Below are 14,698 nucleotides of genomic sequence, written 5' to 3' on the forward strand. Positions count from 1 at the left end.
GCCGCGTTAGCGGCCTTTTCGATCAAGCGGTTTTGGCTTTCAGGTCAGCCCGATCGACAGCGCGGGTGATGTACCACTGCTGGGCAAGGCTGGTCGCGCCGTTGACCACCCAGTACAGCACCAGGCCGGCGGGGAAGAAGAAGAACATCACACCGAACATGAGCGGCATCACCTTCATCATCTTCGCTTGGGCCGGGTCCATGCCGGGGGCGGGCGGGGTCAGCCACTGGGTGGCCAACATCACCAGCACGTACAGCACCGGCAAGACGAAGAACGGATCGGGTGCAGACAGATCATGCAACCAGCCGAAGAACGGCGCATGCCGCAGCTCGACGCTTTCCATCAAGACGCGATACAGACCAAAGAACACCGGCATGGTCACCAGAATCGGCAGGCAACCTGCCATCGGGTTGACCTTTTCCTTCTTGTACAGCTCCATCATCGCCTGCTGCATCTTCATCTTGTCGTCGCCGTAACGCTCTTTGAGCGCGGTGACGCGAGGCTGCAGCTTGCGCATTTTGGCGCCGGAACGGAACTGAGTCGCGGTGAGCTTCCACAGCGCGGCTTTCAGCAACAGCACCAACAGGATGATTGCCACACCCCAATTGCCGCTGATCGCATGCAATTTGGACAGTAGCCAATGCAGCGGCTGCGCCACCACCGTCAACCAGCCGTAGTTGGTCGACAGCTCCAGACCGGGTGCGACCAGATCCAGCGTGCCTTGCAGTTTCGGGCCGATATACAACCGCGAAGTGCTGGTCGCACTCTGGCCGGCCGCCACCGTCATCGAAGGACCGAGCGTGCGAATCAGGTAAATCGGCTGCGCGGTCTCTGGATTGATTTCACTGGTGGCGTAAGTGCTCGCATCTTGGGCCGACGGAATCCAGGCGACGAAGAAATAGTGCTGCAGCATCGCGGCCCAGCCGCCGGTGATCGCGCGATTCAGCGGTTTCTTCTGGAAATCGGTAAACGGCAGCGATTCGAATTTGTCCTGCGGGCTGTACCACGCGGCGCCAAAGAAACTATGCGAGGCCGGGTCGCTAAAGTTCTGCCACCAGCTCTTGGTGCCTGGTGGTGCCACCCGCTGCATCTGCTCGTAGGCATTGCCGGTCCAGCTAGCGCTAGCGCCGTTGTCGATACGCTGGGCCAGATCGATAACGAAACTGCCGCGCTTGAGTGTATAGGTCTTGATGACCTTGAGGCCGCTCGCGTCTTGCCAGGTGAGGTCTACCTTCAGCTCGTTCTGACCATCGACCAAGGCGTAACTGGTTTTCGCACTCTGAAAGACCGACAGATGCGTCGGTGCATTCGGCGTATCTGCGCCCTGCACGGTGGTCAGGCCGCTCTGCGCGACGAAGTAATGCACGCGCTCATCGTCGAGCAGACGTACCGGCGCCGGGTCCGGCTGCTTCTTCGTGCGTGGCTCGGAAGGGTAGGTCAGCAGCTCGGAACGCACCACGCTGCCACCGCGGGTATCCACGGTAAGGCGCAACACGTCGGTGCTGATCGTGATCTGTTGTGCGGGAGCGGCTTCGGTCGCATTGCCGCCACTGGGCGGGGTGGCAGCCGGGGCGCCTGCGGTAGCACCTGGAATGCTGCCATCGGCACTCGGCACACCCGCGCTACTGGCGGCGACCACAGGGCTGGGCGCCGGATGCGGGGCGTAATCCTTCTCCCAGGCCATGAATAGCATGTAGGCCACGGCCAGCAGGGCGAAGATAAGAAACGTACGCGTTTGATTCATCGCAAAGCAGATCCGGTGTAAGACGCTGCGACACCGGGCCGCGGCGAGACGGTTAGAAATAGGTCAGCGAGCGATTGTGCCGGTCGCGTCTGTTGGCTTCAACGGCTTGAGCTTGGCCCATAGTGCGTCCAGCTCGGTGAGCAACTGGTTGCCTGACATGGCAACAACCTGCTCGCGCGCCAACACCATAAGATCAACCGCAGGTAGTTCGTGCTGGATGCGACGAAACGACTCGCGTACCAGTCGCTTGATTCGGTTGCGCTCTACCGCAAGTTTGGACACCCGCTTGGAGATGGCCAGACCAAGCCGGGCATGGCCAAGCTCGTTGTTACGATAGCGCACAGAAAAACAGCGGCCGCCGAAGCGACCGCTGGCATGACGTAGAGCAGCAAAATCACCGGCTCGGCGGAGCCGCGCCTCGCGCGGCAGGCCGGCGGTACGCATCACAAGCGTACCGCTTACGGGATCAGGCGCTTGCGACCCTTGGCGCGACGCGCATTCAGGATCTTGCGACCATCGGCGGTAGCCATGCGGGCACGAAAGCCGTGGGTGCGGGCGCGTTTGAGCTTGCTGGGCTGGAAGGTCCGCTTCGACATGGCTTCCTCCTGTAGGTATGTGGATAAAAAGGTTGGAGATTATGCGAGGCAATCGGCGGATCTGTCAAATCCGCTGTATTTCCGCCCTGAAACAACCTGTGGATAAATATGTGGATATCCCATGCCGATCGGGGATCTGCCTGCGCTAGACTACCCGGTCACCCTGCGCATCAGCGCCTTTTTGTAGTGTGGTTGACGAATTCATGAGTGACTTATGGCGGCGCTGTCTGGAGCGTCTTGAGGGCGAATTGAGCGCCGAGGATCTGCATACCTGGCTGATGCCGTTGCAGGCCCGCGACGACATGCACGGCTTACAGCTATTCGCACCCAATCCATACACTCTGGACACGGTCCGGGAGCGCTATCTGCCGCGTATCGAGGCCATGCTGGAGCAATTGACCGGACATGTCCTGACGGTACGGCTCGAAGTGGGTTCCAGCGCGCCGCGCCAAGTGGCCAAACCGCCGGCGCCAGTCGCACGGCCGGCCCAAGTGGCCGAACCGGCACCGCCGGCGCCCACCTTCAACCACAATCTGGACCCGCACTACACCTTCGAAACCTTCGTCGAAGGCAAGTCCAATCAACTCGGCAAAGCTGCCGCGATGCAAGTGGCGACGAACCCCGGCCGCGCCTATAACCCGTTGTTGCTCTACGGCGGCACTGGCCTGGGCAAGACCCATTTGATGCACGCCGCCGGTAACCTCATGCGCGAACACAACCCCGGCTGCAAGGTGATGTACCTGCGCTCGGAGCAGTTCGTCGGCTCGATGATCGAGGCGTTGCGCGCCAAGAGCATGGACGAATTCAAGCGCCGCTTTCGCTCAGTCGATGCGCTGCTGATTGACGACATCCAGTTTTTTGCCGGCAAGGACACGACGCAGGAAGAGTTTTTCCATACTTTCAATGCGTTATTTGAGTCCAAGCAACAAATCATCCTCACCTGCGACCGCTACCCGAAAGAAGTCGACAAGCTGGAGCCTCGGCTGAAGTCTCGTTTGGGTTGGGGTCTGAGCGTCGCGATCGAGCCGCCTGATTTCGAAACGCGCGCGGCGATTCTGCTATCCAAAGCCCACGACAAGGGCGTCAATGTCAGCGAGAGCGTGGCCATGCTGCTGGCCAAGCGCATCCGCTCCAATGTGCGCGACCTGGAAGGTGCGCTCAACACGCTGGCCGCCCGCGCCAACTTCTACGGCAAGCCCATCACCACGGAGTTCGCCGAAGAAACCCTACGCGATCTGTTGGCGACGCACGCGCAGGCGGTCACCGTACCGAATATCCAGAAGACCGTCGCCGATTACTACCAGGTGCGTCTGCAGGATCTGCTCTCCAAACGGCGAGTGCGCTCTTTGGCGCGTCCGCGCCAGATGGCCATGTCGCTATCCAAAGAATTGACCGAACACAGCTTGCCCGAGATTGGCGACGCTTTCGGTGGCCGTGACCACACCACCGTTCTGCACGCATGTCGCACGATTCGCAAACTCTGCGAAACCGACACGCGCATGCGTCAAGACTGGGAACAGCTCATTCGCATCCTCACGGGCTGATTGAAAGATTGTGTGACGATGCTGACTGTATAAGCGCTTGATAAGTGGGTGGGCTAGCTGTGGATAATAGGTGGATGAATCGGCCACTCTGAGTTATCCACAAGTCACACACACGCATAAGGCAACTTTGAACACAACGCCTTTTTCACGTAAATATTTGATCTAAAAGTAGTTTTCAGCGAAAAAAAGTTATCCACGGACAACAACCACTACTACTAAACTTCTTTTAAAAAACAGAACAGCAGTTTAGGGGAAGCGCAAATATGCAATTCAGCATCCAAAGAGAAGCTCTACTCAAGCCTTTGCAACAGGTGGTTGGCGTTGTCGAACGTCGCCAAACTTTGCCCGTGCTCGCCAACCTGCTAGTCCGCGTCGCCGACGGCAAACTCTCGCTGACCGGTACCGATCTCGAAGTCGAAATGGTGGCAACGACTGATGCCGAGAAATTGGTCGACGGCGAAATCACCATACCGGCGCGTAAATTGTTCGACATCGTGCGTGCACTTCCGGACGGCGCGCGCATCGAGCTGAAACTCAATGGCGATCGTGTCGCTTTGAATGCCGGGCGCAGTCGCTTCACTTTGGCGACGCTGCCGGCGACGGAGTTTCCGACCATCGACGAAATCGAGCTGGTGGAGCAGGTCGCTCTCCCAGAAGAGGTTTTGCGTGATTTGATGGAACGGACATCGTTCGCGATGGCCAATCAAGACGTGCGCTATTACTTGAACGGCATGTTGCTCGATCTGCAGGAACATACCCTGCGTTGTGTCGCTACCGATGGCCACCGTTTGGCCTTGAAAGAAACACAGCTCGAGAGTTCGGTAAAAGCACGTCGCCAGATCATCATTCCGCGTAAAGGCGTTAACGAGCTGGTTGGCCTATTTGAAACCGGTGACGGTATCGTCGAGTTGCAATTTGGCCGTAATCACCTGCGTGTTCGGCGTGGCGACGTGACCTTTACCTCCAAGTTGATCGACGGGCGTTTCCCGGATTACGAAGCAGTGATTCCGCTGGGTGCCGATAAAACGGCAACACTCGATCGGGAAGTTCTGCGCGGTGCCTTGCAACGCGCTGCGATTCTGTCCAATGAGAAGTACCGCGGTGTAAAGCTGGAGCTTTCGCCAGGGAAGTTACGCATCGTTGCGCACAATCCCGAGCAAGAAGAGGCCGTCGAAGAGCTGGAGGCCGATACCGTCGTTTCAGACTTGGCTGTTGGCTTCAATGTGGGTTACCTGCTGGATGCTTTGTCTGCATTGCGTAGCGAAAAGGCCCGTTTAAGCCTGCGTGATGCGCAGTCAAGCTGTCTGGTGCAAGAAGACGATAACGACCAAGCTCGCCACGTCATCATGCCTTTGCGGCTCTAAAGCGGAGATCGCGTGATTGCCGCCAAGCGGTGGGCTTTTCATGCAGCGCCGGAGTTGTCGTCAGACACTCCGGCGTTCTTGCTTATGGGCCTCGTCGGATGAGGCTTGAAACCTTGCGCATTCAGGGACTGCGTTGCCTGGGCGAAGTGAGCCTTTCGCTTGCTGCCGGAATAAATGTCTTCATCGGTGCTAACGGCGCCGGCAAAACCAGCATTCTCGAAGCGGTTTTCTTGCTCTCGCATGCCCGATCTTTCCGAAACGGCGCCAAAGAGGCCCTGCTGCAGCGAAATGCATCCTCCTTGGCTGTTTTTGCCGAATTGCGGCACACCGACACTCGGCTATGTCGACTGGGGCTTGGGAAAGAGGGGAGCCGTTGGGATGCACGCGTTGACGGCGAACGAGTACCCATAGGCCGTCTTGTCCGTGAATGCGCCGTGGTGTGTTTTGAACCTGGTTCGCATGCCCTGATCGCGGGGGCAGCCGAAGAACGCCGCCGCTATCTCGATTGGGGTGTGTTTCACGTGGAACATGCCTTTCTTGGTGCTTGGCGGCGTTACCAACGAGCACTTAAGCAACGGAATAGCTTGTTGCGTAGTGGGGAATCGGTATCGGACGCTCTATTTTTGCCTTGGGAGGCCGAGCTAGCTCAATCGGGCCATGAGATCGATCAGCAACGGCAGCTATACCTTGAGCAACTGCGGCCCAAGCTGGCGGAAAGCATGGCTGGCCTGCTTCCAGAGCTTGGTTCGGTTGAGCTTCGATACCGACGGGGGTGGCCTGACGATCTTTCGCTAGCCGAACAGCTTCGAATGCAACGAGGTCGGGACCTGGCCCGAGGTCACACGACCAGCGGTGTTCATCGAGCGGATTGGTCGATCGTTTTCGAGCTGGCGCCTTTGCGCGAGCATCTTTCGCGCGGGCAGGAAAAACTTACCGCGTTGGCCTGTTTGCTGGCTCAAGCGGTTCTCTATGCTGAACATCGCGGGGAATGGCCCGTCATGTGTCTCGACGACTTGGCCTCAGAGTTAGATCTGGCGCATCAGCAAGCCGTGGTGGATCAGTTACGCGTGGCAAACGCTCAGGTACTGCTCACCGGCACCGAGCTTCCACAGGCCCTGCAAGGTCCAGAAGCGCGTGTGTTCCACGTGGAACAGGGCAGGCTGGCACCCCTGCTATAATCACCGATTGTCCCCTTGCCCGGCCTCTACGACGCCATGCCGGGCGGGGTCGCTGGCGTCAAGAAATGGGCAGGGCATGAACAACGCATCATACGATTCGAGCAACATCAAGGTACTCAAGGGCCTGGAAGCGGTGCGCAAGCGCCCTGGCATGTATATCGGTGACACCGATGACGGCACCGGTCTACATCACATGGTGTTCGAAGTCGTCGATAACGCCATCGACGAAGCGTTGGCAGGCTATTGCGATCATGTGATCGTCACCATGCTCGACGATGGTTCGATCAGCGTCAGCGATAACGGCCGCGGTATCCCGGTGGATATCCATCCAGAGGAGGGCAGGTCCGCAGCGGAAGTTGTGATGACCGTGCTGCATGCCGGCGGCAAATTCGACGCCGATTCCTACAAGGTATCGGGCGGATTGCATGGCGTTGGCGTCTCGGTGGTAAACGCGCTTAGTGAGCGTTTGTGGCTGACGATTTACAGCGGAGGCCAGGAGCACAGCCAGGAATACGCGCACGGTGAGCCGCAATACCCGCTGAAAGTGGTCGGTCCGACCAGCAAGCGCGGCACCACGGTGCGGTTCCTGCCAAGCCCGCAGACCTTTACCCATATCGAATTTCATTACGAGATTCTGGCCAAGCGCCTGCGCGAGCTGGCCTTCCTCAACTCAGGCGTCACCATTGAGTTGAAGGACGAGCGTACCGGCGAGCCACGGCATGACACGTTTGCCTACGAGGGCGGTATCCGCTCTTTTGTGCAGCATCTGGCCCAGTTGAAGACCTCGTTGCATCCGAACGTCATCAGCCTCAGCGCCCAGCAAGACGGTATCAGCGTCGAATTGGCCATGCAGTGGACCGACTCCTACCAGGAGACGATGTTCTGCTTCACCAACAACATCCCACAGCGTGATGGCGGTACCCATCTCACCGGTTTCCGCGCGGCGCTAACCCGTTCCTTGCAGAGCTATATCGAAAAAGAAGGGCTGGCCAAGAACGCCAAGGTAGCGCTGTCGGGCGACGACATGCGCGAAGGCCTCATTGCGGTGCTTTCGGTCAAAGTACCCGACCCGAAGTTCTCGTCGCAAACCAAGGACAAGCTGGTTTCCAGTGAGGTAAAGACCGCGGTCGAACAAGCGGTCAACGAGAAGCTGGGCGAATTCTTGCTTGAGCATCCGAGCGAAGCCAAGGCGATTGCTTCCAAGGTCGTCGATGCCGCCCGCGCGCGTGAAGCTGCGCGCAAAGCGCGCGAAATGACTCGCCGCAAGGGCGCGCTCGACATCGCCGGTCTGCCGGGCAAGTTGGCCGACTGCCAGGAGAAAGACCCGGCACTGTGCGAACTGTTTCTGGTCGAGGGCGATTCCGCAGGCGGCTCAGCCAAGCAGGGGCGCAACCGCAAAACTCAGGCTGTGCTTCCGTTGAAGGGCAAGATCCTCAACGTGGAAAAAGCCCGTTTCGACAAGATGCTGGCTTCGGCCGAGGTCGGCACGCTTATCACGGCGTTGGGTACCGGCATCGGCAAAGAGGAATACAACCCGGACAAACTCCGCTATCACCGCATCGTCATCATGACCGACGCGGACGTCGACGGCTCGCATATCCGCACCTTGCTATTGACCTTCTTCTACCGGCAAATGCCTGAGCTGATCCAGCGCGGTCACGTCTACATCGGCCTGCCGCCTTTGTACAAAGTGAAGCAGGGCAAGCAAGAGCTGTATCTGAAAGACGATGCCGCACTGAATGCTTATTTGATCTCCAGCGCCGTCGATAACGCCGAGCTGCAATACAGCCCAGACGCACCGGGAATTACCGGCGAAGCCCTGGAAAAACTGTTGCGCGATTACCAGGCCGCCCTGGATCAAATCGCTCGTCTTGGCCACCGCTTTGACACCAATGTACTCACCGCATTGTTGGAGCACACCGCGATCGAACCCGCCTTGTGGAGCGATGCAAGCGCCATGCAGGCCTGGCTCGATGTTGCCACCAAGCGACTTGCTGCGAGCGGGCTGGGCAAACCCCGCTACCGACTGGCCTTGCGCCCAGCCTTGGACGAACAACCTGCGGCCATCGAAGTGGTGCGCGATCAGCACGGGCTGAGCCATACCTGGGTGCTGACGCAGCCATTTTTCTCCGGTGCGGAGTTCCGCCCGATCTTGCATGCCAGCCAGCAGCTCGCCGGCATGATCCAACCCGAGGCAGTCGTGCGCCGAGGCAATGCATCGCGTGGCGTACTCAGCTTTGCCGAAGTCCGAAACTGGTTGTTGGACGAGGCGAAGAAGGGCCGCAGCATTCAGCGCTTCAAGGGCCTCGGCGAAATGAACCCGGAGCAGTTGTGGGAAACCACTGTTAATCCCGAAACTCGCCGCATGCTGCAAGTGGGCGTCGAGGACGCTTTCGCCGCCGACCAGATGTTCTCCATGCTGATGGGCGAGGCGGTGGAGCCGCGTCGTGATTTCATTGAAGCCAACGCGCTGAAGGTCGCCAATCTGGACGTCTGACTCAGCGGCGGGTATCGGACAGCGGCAGAGCTGTTCGATACCCGCCAAACCTGGCAATAGTAATACTTATGTATTAATGCGCTAACACAATAGTGCATTATCAAATGAAGCCATGCGCAGGGTGGCAGATTAAAGTTCTTGTAGGGGTTGGCCGACACGCTCTAGATGCGTACGGCGGGGCAGGTTTAGGCGCATACCCGTGCGATGACGGGGCCGAATATGACCAATGGCAGAAGAAAATTCCATTGGATACGACTGCGTATCTCGCAAGCCATTGATTCTGTGTAGTGTTTCTTGCGGCGGTGCGACTTGTTATCTGCTGCCCGGTCAGGTTACGCTCAGTGATCCCCCGCACAGTTTGTGCGTGAACTCTTACACGAGAGACTGCCATGAAGCACGTTCCCCTCATCAAGTTGCTGACCGGCGCGGCACTTGCGCTAGTTCTGATGAGCAGCCCGGTGATCGCACGCGACAGCAACGCTTCCAAAGAGAAAAAGGAAGTGTTGTATCCCAATACAACGCGGGCCGAGCCGAAGCTGGATCTGAACAACGAGAAAGACCAGAAGGCCATCAACGAAGGCCTTGATGCAGTCAACGCACAAGACAAAGCCAAGGCCGAGCAGGTTCTGCAGCCGATCATCGACAGCAGCAAGAGCAAGTACGCGCAAGCATTGGCACTGCAGGGCATGGCCAACCTTCACTACAACGATGGCGACGTCAAAGGCGCCATCGACCTGCTCAAGCGCTCCCTCGACAACGGCGTGCTGCCCAACGACACCTACTTCCAGCTTGAGTACATGCTGGCCCAGTTCTATCTGGCCAGCGAGCAATACCAGCCGGCGTTGGACACCATTGCGAAGTGGCGCGCCGAGGGCAAGAAAGAAACCGCCGATTCCTATGCGCTGGAAGGCAACGCCAACTATCGCCTTGAGAAATATCCTGCGGCGATCGCGGCGATCAAGAAAGCGCAATCGCTGAGCACCAAGCCGAATGACAGTTGGAACCAGATCCTGATGGCGAGCTACGCCGAGTCGGGTCAGGGTGAGCAGGCCGCTCAGCTCGCTCAGGAACAGCTTGCCGCAAACCCGAACGATTCGAATGCACTGAACAACGCCGTCGCCGTGTTGATGCAGTCGCAGAAGTATCCCGAAGCGATTCAGCTAATGGAGAAATCCAAAGCCGCCGGTGGATTCAAAACCGAAAAAGATTACGTAAATCTGGCCAAGTTGTACTTGGTCACGGGTCAGGAAACCTCCGATCCGAAGCCGAATGCGGTCAAGGCCGTGGCAACGCTGGAAGACGGATTCGCCAAGGGCGCCGTGCCGGCCAGTTACGACAACTACAAGTTGCTCGGCGACGCCGCCTATGTCGCTGAGAGCCCCACCAAGGCGATCGATGCCTATCGCAAGGCCATGCCGCTGGCTAAGGATGGCGAGGCGGCTATACGCGCCGGCCAGCTACTAATCAGCGAAAGCAAGTTCAGTGAAGCGAAGACCTTGATCCAGCAGGGCATTGATAAAGGCGTGCAGCGCAAAGGCACGGCCTACATGCTGCTGGCCGAGGCCGAGCGCGGTTTAAAGAACAAGTCGGGTGCGATCGCTGCAATGCAAAAAGCTGCGCAGCAGCCTGATTCAGCCGACAAAGCCAAGGCATGGCTGAAGCAGGCAGGAGCCGGCAAATAAGACACGGCCGAAGATAACCCTGTGAGGCAGATAGACGTCCATCTCGATGCTTCACAGGTGCTATACAAACGCCATGTGCTGTTGTACCGTTGAATCCATTCCGTGTTCGTGTCCAGTGGCAAATGTCATCCTCTTCGGATCCTTTGCCGCTGAATGCTGTGACCACGTCATTCCGATTGATTAGCTCCAGATAGTGACAGATGGCCTCAAGTAACGAATCAAGCGGCCAAAGGCCGTTCAATTGGGGGCGTACCTGGGCGCTGGCAGTTGCCATTGCAGTCCATGCGTTTGCGTTCTTGCTGTTGGTGGCGCCTATGGCACCGCCCAAGCAGCAGCAAAAGGACAAAGAGCGCATCGTCCAGGTGAACTTCATCGAGCCACCGCCGCCGCCGCCGCCACCACCGCCGCCGCCGCCGGAGCCGCCGAAGCAGCCACCGCCGAAGATCATCCAACAGCTCAGGCCACCGCCGACACCACCACCGCCGGCTCCGCCGCCGGCAGTGACAGAAGCGAGTAGCAATCCGATTCCGGCACCACCACCGGCACCGCCAGCACCACCGGCACCGCCGGCTGACATCACCGCCAGCTCGGATCTCAGCTATAACAACCGGATTCAGCCCAAGTATCCGCCGCAGGCTATTCGCCAGCGTCACGAGGGCACGGTTACGCTGATGATCCTGGTCGGTGTCGATGGTGCGCCAAAGGACATCAAGGTTGAGACGTCCAGCGGTTACCGTGAGCTGGATCAGGCCGCGATCGAAACAGCACGAAAGTGGCGTTTCAATCCGACCATCAGAAACGGGCAAAAGGTTGAAGGCTACGCTCGCGTTCCGATCAACTTCAATCTAAATCAGCTGTAATTCCAGTTACAGTCACAGTTCACGCTTGACTTCCAAGGGTAGCGTTATGTTCCAACAGACTCCTTCACCGACCCCGGCCGCGGGCGGTACCTCCAACGCCGAAGCCATGAAGTCGATGGGCTTCGACCACCTTATCCACAACTTTGACTTCCTCGGTTGGATCGTCTTTGTCGTGCTGGTGGTGATGTCCTTCGCCTCCTGGTACTTCATCATTGCCAACGCCATCCGCAACTCGATGGTTCGCGGCCGCGCTGACAAAGTCATCAGCGGTTTCTGGAACAATGGTTCCACCCAGGACGCTATCCGCGACCTGGAAGCCCAGCCAAAGGGCGAACCATTCTCCAAGATCGCTCTCGACGCGGCTTCCGCCGTGGCGCATCACCAGCAGGCCTCCACCGGCGCAGGCCGTTTGGCCGAATCGCTGAGCCGCTCGGAATTCATCGATCGTGCCCTGCGTCAGGCCGTGGCTCGCGAGAGCTTGCGTCTTGAAGGCGGTCTGACCCTGCTTGCTACGGTCGGTTCGTCGGCACCGTTCATCGGTCTGCTTGGTACCGTGTGGGGCATCTACCACGCGCTTATCAAGATCTCGGCAACCGGTAACGCATCGATGGAAGCGGTAGCTGGCCCCGTGGGCGAAGCGTTGATCATGACCGCGTTCGGTCTGTTCACCGCGATCCCGGCCGTGCTTGCCTACAACTTCTTCAATCGCTCGAACCGCCTGACTTACGCTCAGTTCGACGAATTCGCGCATGACCTGCACGACTTCTTCGCTACCGGTGCGCGCGTCGAAGGCCAGAAGTGAGGGATTGACCCATGGCGATGAGCACCGGAGACAGTTCCGGCGGTCCGATGTCGGAGATCAACGTCACGCCGCTGGTCGACGTGATGCTGGTGCTACTGATCATCTTCATGATCACCGCGCCGCTGATGTCCCATCGGATCACGGTCGAACTGCCGACTGCGAATCCGAAGGTTGCGGATTCGGAGTTCGTGGAACCGATGGATCTGGCCGTCAAGTCCGATGGCACGATGTATCTCAATGACAACGAAGTCACGGATGCCGAGTTGAAGGCGCAGTTTGCGGTTGCGGCGGCGAAGTCGCCGCAGCCCGAACTTCAGCTTCGCGCGGACAAGGCTACGGAGTACAAGATCGTGCGTAAGATCCTTGGCGCAGCCAAGGAGCAAGGCATGGTCCATGTCGGTTTCATCACGACCGGCAAGGAGTAACAGTCATGGCATTCAGTTCTGGTAGTGGTAAAGGGCCAATGGCTGACATCAACGTCACGCCGCTGGTCGACGTGATGTTGGTGCTGCTAATCATCTTCATGATTACGGCACCGATTTTGACCCACAAAGTAAAGATCGATCTGCCGCAGCCGAATCCGGATGTGGTTACGCCGGAAAATCCACCTGATCCGGTTCGTTTGAAGATCGATCAAGCTGGCGCGTTGTACTGGAACGACACGCCGGTCGATGAGTCGGGTTTGAAAGCACAGCTTGCGGTCATCGGCGGTCAGAGCGATCTGACCAAACAGCCGGAAGTGCAGATCAACGCAGACGATGGTGTGGCTTACGAGCATGTTGCCCGCGTGTTGTCCGACGCGAAAAGCTACGGTCTGACCAAGATCGGCTTCACCGAAGGCCAGTGATTTCGCGTTATCCGTTCGATAACCGATTCATGTAGCGTTACCCACAAAAACCCCCGCCTGGTGCGGGGGTTTTTGTTTTTGCGGTTTTTTATTTTTATGTAGACGTCTGAATCGCCTAACGTAATATCTGTACATAGTTGCGCACGGTCGTCGTCAGCCCTTCGTAAAGCGCTTCGCCGATAAGTGCATGGCCAATCGAGACTTCGGCTAAACCGGGTATCGCTGCTTTGAATGTACCGAGGTTGGCCTGATTCAAGTCGTGGCCGGCATTGACGGCCAGCCCCGCTTGCTGCGCACGTTTGGCCGTATCCGTGCAAAGCGCGAGTTGCTCGTGTGCATTACCGGCAGCGAAGGCATGCGCATAGGGGCCAGTGTAGATCTCGATACGCTGCACGCCGATAGCTACGGCAGCCGAGAAATCCCGCGTGCCGGCGTCGACGAACAGACTGACGCGGCTGCCTATGGCAAGCAGCTCTTCGACCAGCGGACGCAATCGTTCAATGTCGCGCGTTAGGTCAAAGCCATGGTCGGAGGTGATCTGGCCATCGCTATCGGGCACCAAGGTGACCTGAGTGGGCCGTACCTCGCGAGCAAGCGCCAACAAGCCCGGATAACTGCCGCGCGGCGGTGCGAAGGGATTGCCTTCGATGTTGTATTCCACCCGCCCACGCAGCATGGCGGCGAGCGCACGGACATCGTCCGGGCGGACGTGGCGCTGGTCGGGGCGCGGATGCACGGTAATGCCGCCACAACCGGCATCGATGCAGGTTTGGGCGGCTTGCGTGATCGATGGCTCGTCGTCGCCACGCGAATTGCGCAGCACGGCGATCTTGTTGAGATTGACACTAAGCAGAGTCATGGCTGGGTAAATGGCTAAAGGGATCGGGCCGTGGAGAACAGGTAAATACGGCGGGCTGGCAACAGTGCGCCGTTCAATCGGCGGCAGCAAGTGTCCAGTGGCGGATTTGCCGGGGCGGTCCGCGCCAGGCCAGCGCGCCCACATGCTCGGCATCGAGATGCAATCGCTGCAGTTGCCATTGCGCGGCGTCGTCATGATCGAGCCACTGCAAGTGCAGGCGATCCGGCTGCATCACGATGTTCAGGCGATGCAAGCCAAAGGCCAGGCCGCGGCCAAGCGCTTTCAGCACCGCTTCTTTAGCCGTCCAGAGCTCCAGGAATGCCGCGCTGCGTGCTTCAAGGTCGAGGGATTCGAGGGCCGCGCTCTCCTCAGGGCTGAAATAGCGCCGGGCAATTTCCAGTGCACGCGGACGATCGCGCAGTTGCTCCAGATCGATACCCGGCACCAGATCACGCGCAACCGCAATCAAAGCCTGGTCGCCGCTATGCGACCAATTGAAGCCCAGCCTGCCGGCATGCGGAGCGGCAAGTTCGGGGCGGCCGTACTCGCTGTCGATCAGTTGCAGCGACTCGGCGGCATGATCGAGATAGGCGCCCAGCAAGGCACGTAGCGGCGCGCGCCCCTGCTGATGGCTGTAGGCAAGCCGCCACACATGTATCTCGTCATCGCGCAGATGCTCTGCTACTTTCGATGCGACGTGGCCATCTGTCGTTTTCATACGCGCA

Annotated in this window: 14 protein-coding genes; 9 read left to right on the top strand and 5 right to left on the bottom strand. The window is 58.7% G+C overall.

Features of this window, described 5'->3' with window-relative positions:
* Positions 1–22: 22 nt before the first annotated feature.
* From yidC to rpmH, 3 genes are all read right to left on the bottom strand, one after another.
* Positions 23–1,744: a membrane protein insertase YidC gene (gene yidC, locus DVJ77_RS14485; protein WP_114846218.1), complete on the bottom strand. Its 1,722-nt coding sequence runs from the start codon at positions 1,742–1,744 to the stop codon at positions 23–25.
* Positions 1,745–1,807: 63 nt separating this feature from the next.
* Positions 1,808–2,188, bottom strand: coding sequence for a ribonuclease P protein component (gene rnpA / locus DVJ77_RS14490; protein WP_114846219.1), 381 nt, complete (start codon positions 2,186–2,188; stop codon positions 1,808–1,810).
* Positions 2,189–2,202: 14 nt separating this feature from the next.
* Positions 2,203–2,340: a 50S ribosomal protein L34 gene (rpmH, locus tag DVJ77_RS14495; protein ID WP_019464789.1), complete on the bottom strand. Its 138-nt coding sequence runs from the start codon at positions 2,338–2,340 to the stop codon at positions 2,203–2,205.
* Positions 2,341–2,543: 203 nt separating this feature from the next.
* On the opposite strand from rpmH, the gene dnaA reads away from it, so the two are divergent.
* From dnaA to DVJ77_RS14540, 9 genes are all read left to right on the top strand, one after another.
* Positions 2,544–3,884, top strand: coding sequence for a chromosomal replication initiator protein DnaA (gene dnaA, locus DVJ77_RS14500; protein ID WP_114846220.1), 1,341 nt, complete (start codon positions 2,544–2,546; stop codon positions 3,882–3,884).
* A gap of 263 nt (positions 3,885–4,147) precedes the next feature.
* Positions 4,148–5,248 carry a DNA polymerase III subunit beta gene (gene dnaN / locus DVJ77_RS14505; RefSeq protein WP_114846221.1) on the top strand — a complete coding sequence of 367 codons (1,101 nt, stop codon included), beginning with the start codon at positions 4,148–4,150 and terminating at the stop codon, positions 5,246–5,248.
* A gap of 98 nt (positions 5,249–5,346) precedes the next feature.
* Complete coding sequence (gene recF / locus DVJ77_RS14510) at positions 5,347–6,426, top strand: DNA replication/repair protein RecF (RefSeq protein WP_114846222.1); 1,080 nt, start codon at positions 5,347–5,349, stop codon at positions 6,424–6,426.
* A gap of 76 nt (positions 6,427–6,502) precedes the next feature.
* Positions 6,503–8,923: a DNA topoisomerase (ATP-hydrolyzing) subunit B gene (gene gyrB, locus DVJ77_RS14515; protein ID WP_114846223.1), complete on the top strand. Its 2,421-nt coding sequence runs from the start codon at positions 6,503–6,505 to the stop codon at positions 8,921–8,923.
* A gap of 389 nt (positions 8,924–9,312) precedes the next feature.
* The gene (locus DVJ77_RS14520) at positions 9,313–10,605 is read left to right on the top strand and encodes a tetratricopeptide repeat protein (protein ID WP_191983700.1); all 1,293 of its coding nucleotides are present in this window, start codon (positions 9,313–9,315) and stop codon (positions 10,603–10,605) included.
* A gap of 314 nt (positions 10,606–10,919) precedes the next feature.
* A complete protein-coding gene (locus DVJ77_RS14525) occupies positions 10,920–11,465 on the top strand; it encodes an energy transducer TonB (protein ID WP_417323625.1) in 546 nt (181 codons plus the stop codon).
* A 46-nt stretch (positions 11,466–11,511) separates the two neighbouring features.
* Positions 11,512–12,267 (top strand): MotA/TolQ/ExbB proton channel family protein, encoded by a 756-nt coding sequence (locus DVJ77_RS14530; protein ID WP_114846225.1) that lies wholly within the window; start codon positions 11,512–11,514, stop codon positions 12,265–12,267.
* Positions 12,268–12,278: 11 nt separating this feature from the next.
* Positions 12,279–12,692, top strand: coding sequence for an ExbD/TolR family protein (locus tag DVJ77_RS14535; protein ID WP_114846226.1), 414 nt, complete (start codon positions 12,279–12,281; stop codon positions 12,690–12,692).
* Positions 12,693–12,697: 5 nt separating this feature from the next.
* Positions 12,698–13,114 (top strand): ExbD/TolR family protein, encoded by a 417-nt coding sequence (locus DVJ77_RS14540; RefSeq protein WP_114846227.1) that lies wholly within the window; start codon positions 12,698–12,700, stop codon positions 13,112–13,114.
* A 115-nt stretch (positions 13,115–13,229) separates the two neighbouring features.
* On the opposite strand, the gene DVJ77_RS14545 is transcribed toward DVJ77_RS14540, so the two are convergent.
* Together DVJ77_RS14545 and DVJ77_RS14550 are read right to left on the bottom strand one after the other, a co-directional pair.
* Positions 13,230–13,973, bottom strand: a complete 744-nt coding sequence (locus tag DVJ77_RS14545; RefSeq protein ID WP_114846228.1) for a pyridoxine 5'-phosphate synthase — start codon at positions 13,971–13,973, stop codon at positions 13,230–13,232.
* 73 nt (positions 13,974–14,046) lie between these two features.
* Positions 14,047–14,691, bottom strand: coding sequence for a 4'-phosphopantetheinyl transferase family protein (locus DVJ77_RS14550; protein ID WP_114846229.1), 645 nt, complete (start codon positions 14,689–14,691; stop codon positions 14,047–14,049).
* Positions 14,692–14,698 lie beyond the last annotated feature (7 nt).

It is taken from the genome of Dyella tabacisoli, from assembly GCF_003350925.1.
GTDB classification, from domain to species: domain Bacteria; phylum Pseudomonadota; class Gammaproteobacteria; order Xanthomonadales; family Rhodanobacteraceae; genus Dyella_C; species Dyella_C tabacisoli.

Bases quoted from the DNA above. Each gene is read 5' to 3' on its own strand.
- yidC (WP_114846218.1), bottom strand. From the start codon at position 1,744: ATGAATCAAACGCGTACGTTTCTTATCTTCGCCCTGCTGGCCGTGGCC.
- rnpA (WP_114846219.1), bottom strand. From the start codon at position 2,188: ATGCGTACCGCCGGCCTGCCGCGCGAGGCGCGGCTCCGCCGAGCCGGT.
- rpmH (WP_019464789.1), bottom strand. From the start codon at position 2,340: ATGTCGAAGCGGACCTTCCAGCCCAGCAAGCTCAAACGCGCCCGCACC.
- dnaA (WP_114846220.1), top strand. From the start codon at position 2,544: ATGAGTGACTTATGGCGGCGCTGTCTGGAGCGTCTTGAGGGCGAATTG.
- dnaN (WP_114846221.1), top strand. From the start codon at position 4,148: ATGCAATTCAGCATCCAAAGAGAAGCTCTACTCAAGCCTTTGCAACAG.
- recF (WP_114846222.1), top strand. From the start codon at position 5,347: ATGAGGCTTGAAACCTTGCGCATTCAGGGACTGCGTTGCCTGGGCGAA.
- gyrB (WP_114846223.1), top strand. From the start codon at position 6,503: ATGAACAACGCATCATACGATTCGAGCAACATCAAGGTACTCAAGGGC.
- DVJ77_RS14520 (WP_191983700.1), top strand. From the start codon at position 9,313: ATGAAGCACGTTCCCCTCATCAAGTTGCTGACCGGCGCGGCACTTGCG.
- DVJ77_RS14525 (WP_417323625.1), top strand. From the start codon at position 10,920: ATGGCACCGCCCAAGCAGCAGCAAAAGGACAAAGAGCGCATCGTCCAG.
- DVJ77_RS14530 (WP_114846225.1), top strand. From the start codon at position 11,512: ATGTTCCAACAGACTCCTTCACCGACCCCGGCCGCGGGCGGTACCTCC.
- DVJ77_RS14535 (WP_114846226.1), top strand. From the start codon at position 12,279: ATGGCGATGAGCACCGGAGACAGTTCCGGCGGTCCGATGTCGGAGATC.
- DVJ77_RS14540 (WP_114846227.1), top strand. From the start codon at position 12,698: ATGGCATTCAGTTCTGGTAGTGGTAAAGGGCCAATGGCTGACATCAAC.
- DVJ77_RS14545 (WP_114846228.1), bottom strand. From the start codon at position 13,973: ATGACTCTGCTTAGTGTCAATCTCAACAAGATCGCCGTGCTGCGCAAT.
- DVJ77_RS14550 (WP_114846229.1), bottom strand. From the start codon at position 14,691: ATGAAAACGACAGATGGCCACGTCGCATCGAAAGTAGCAGAGCATCTG.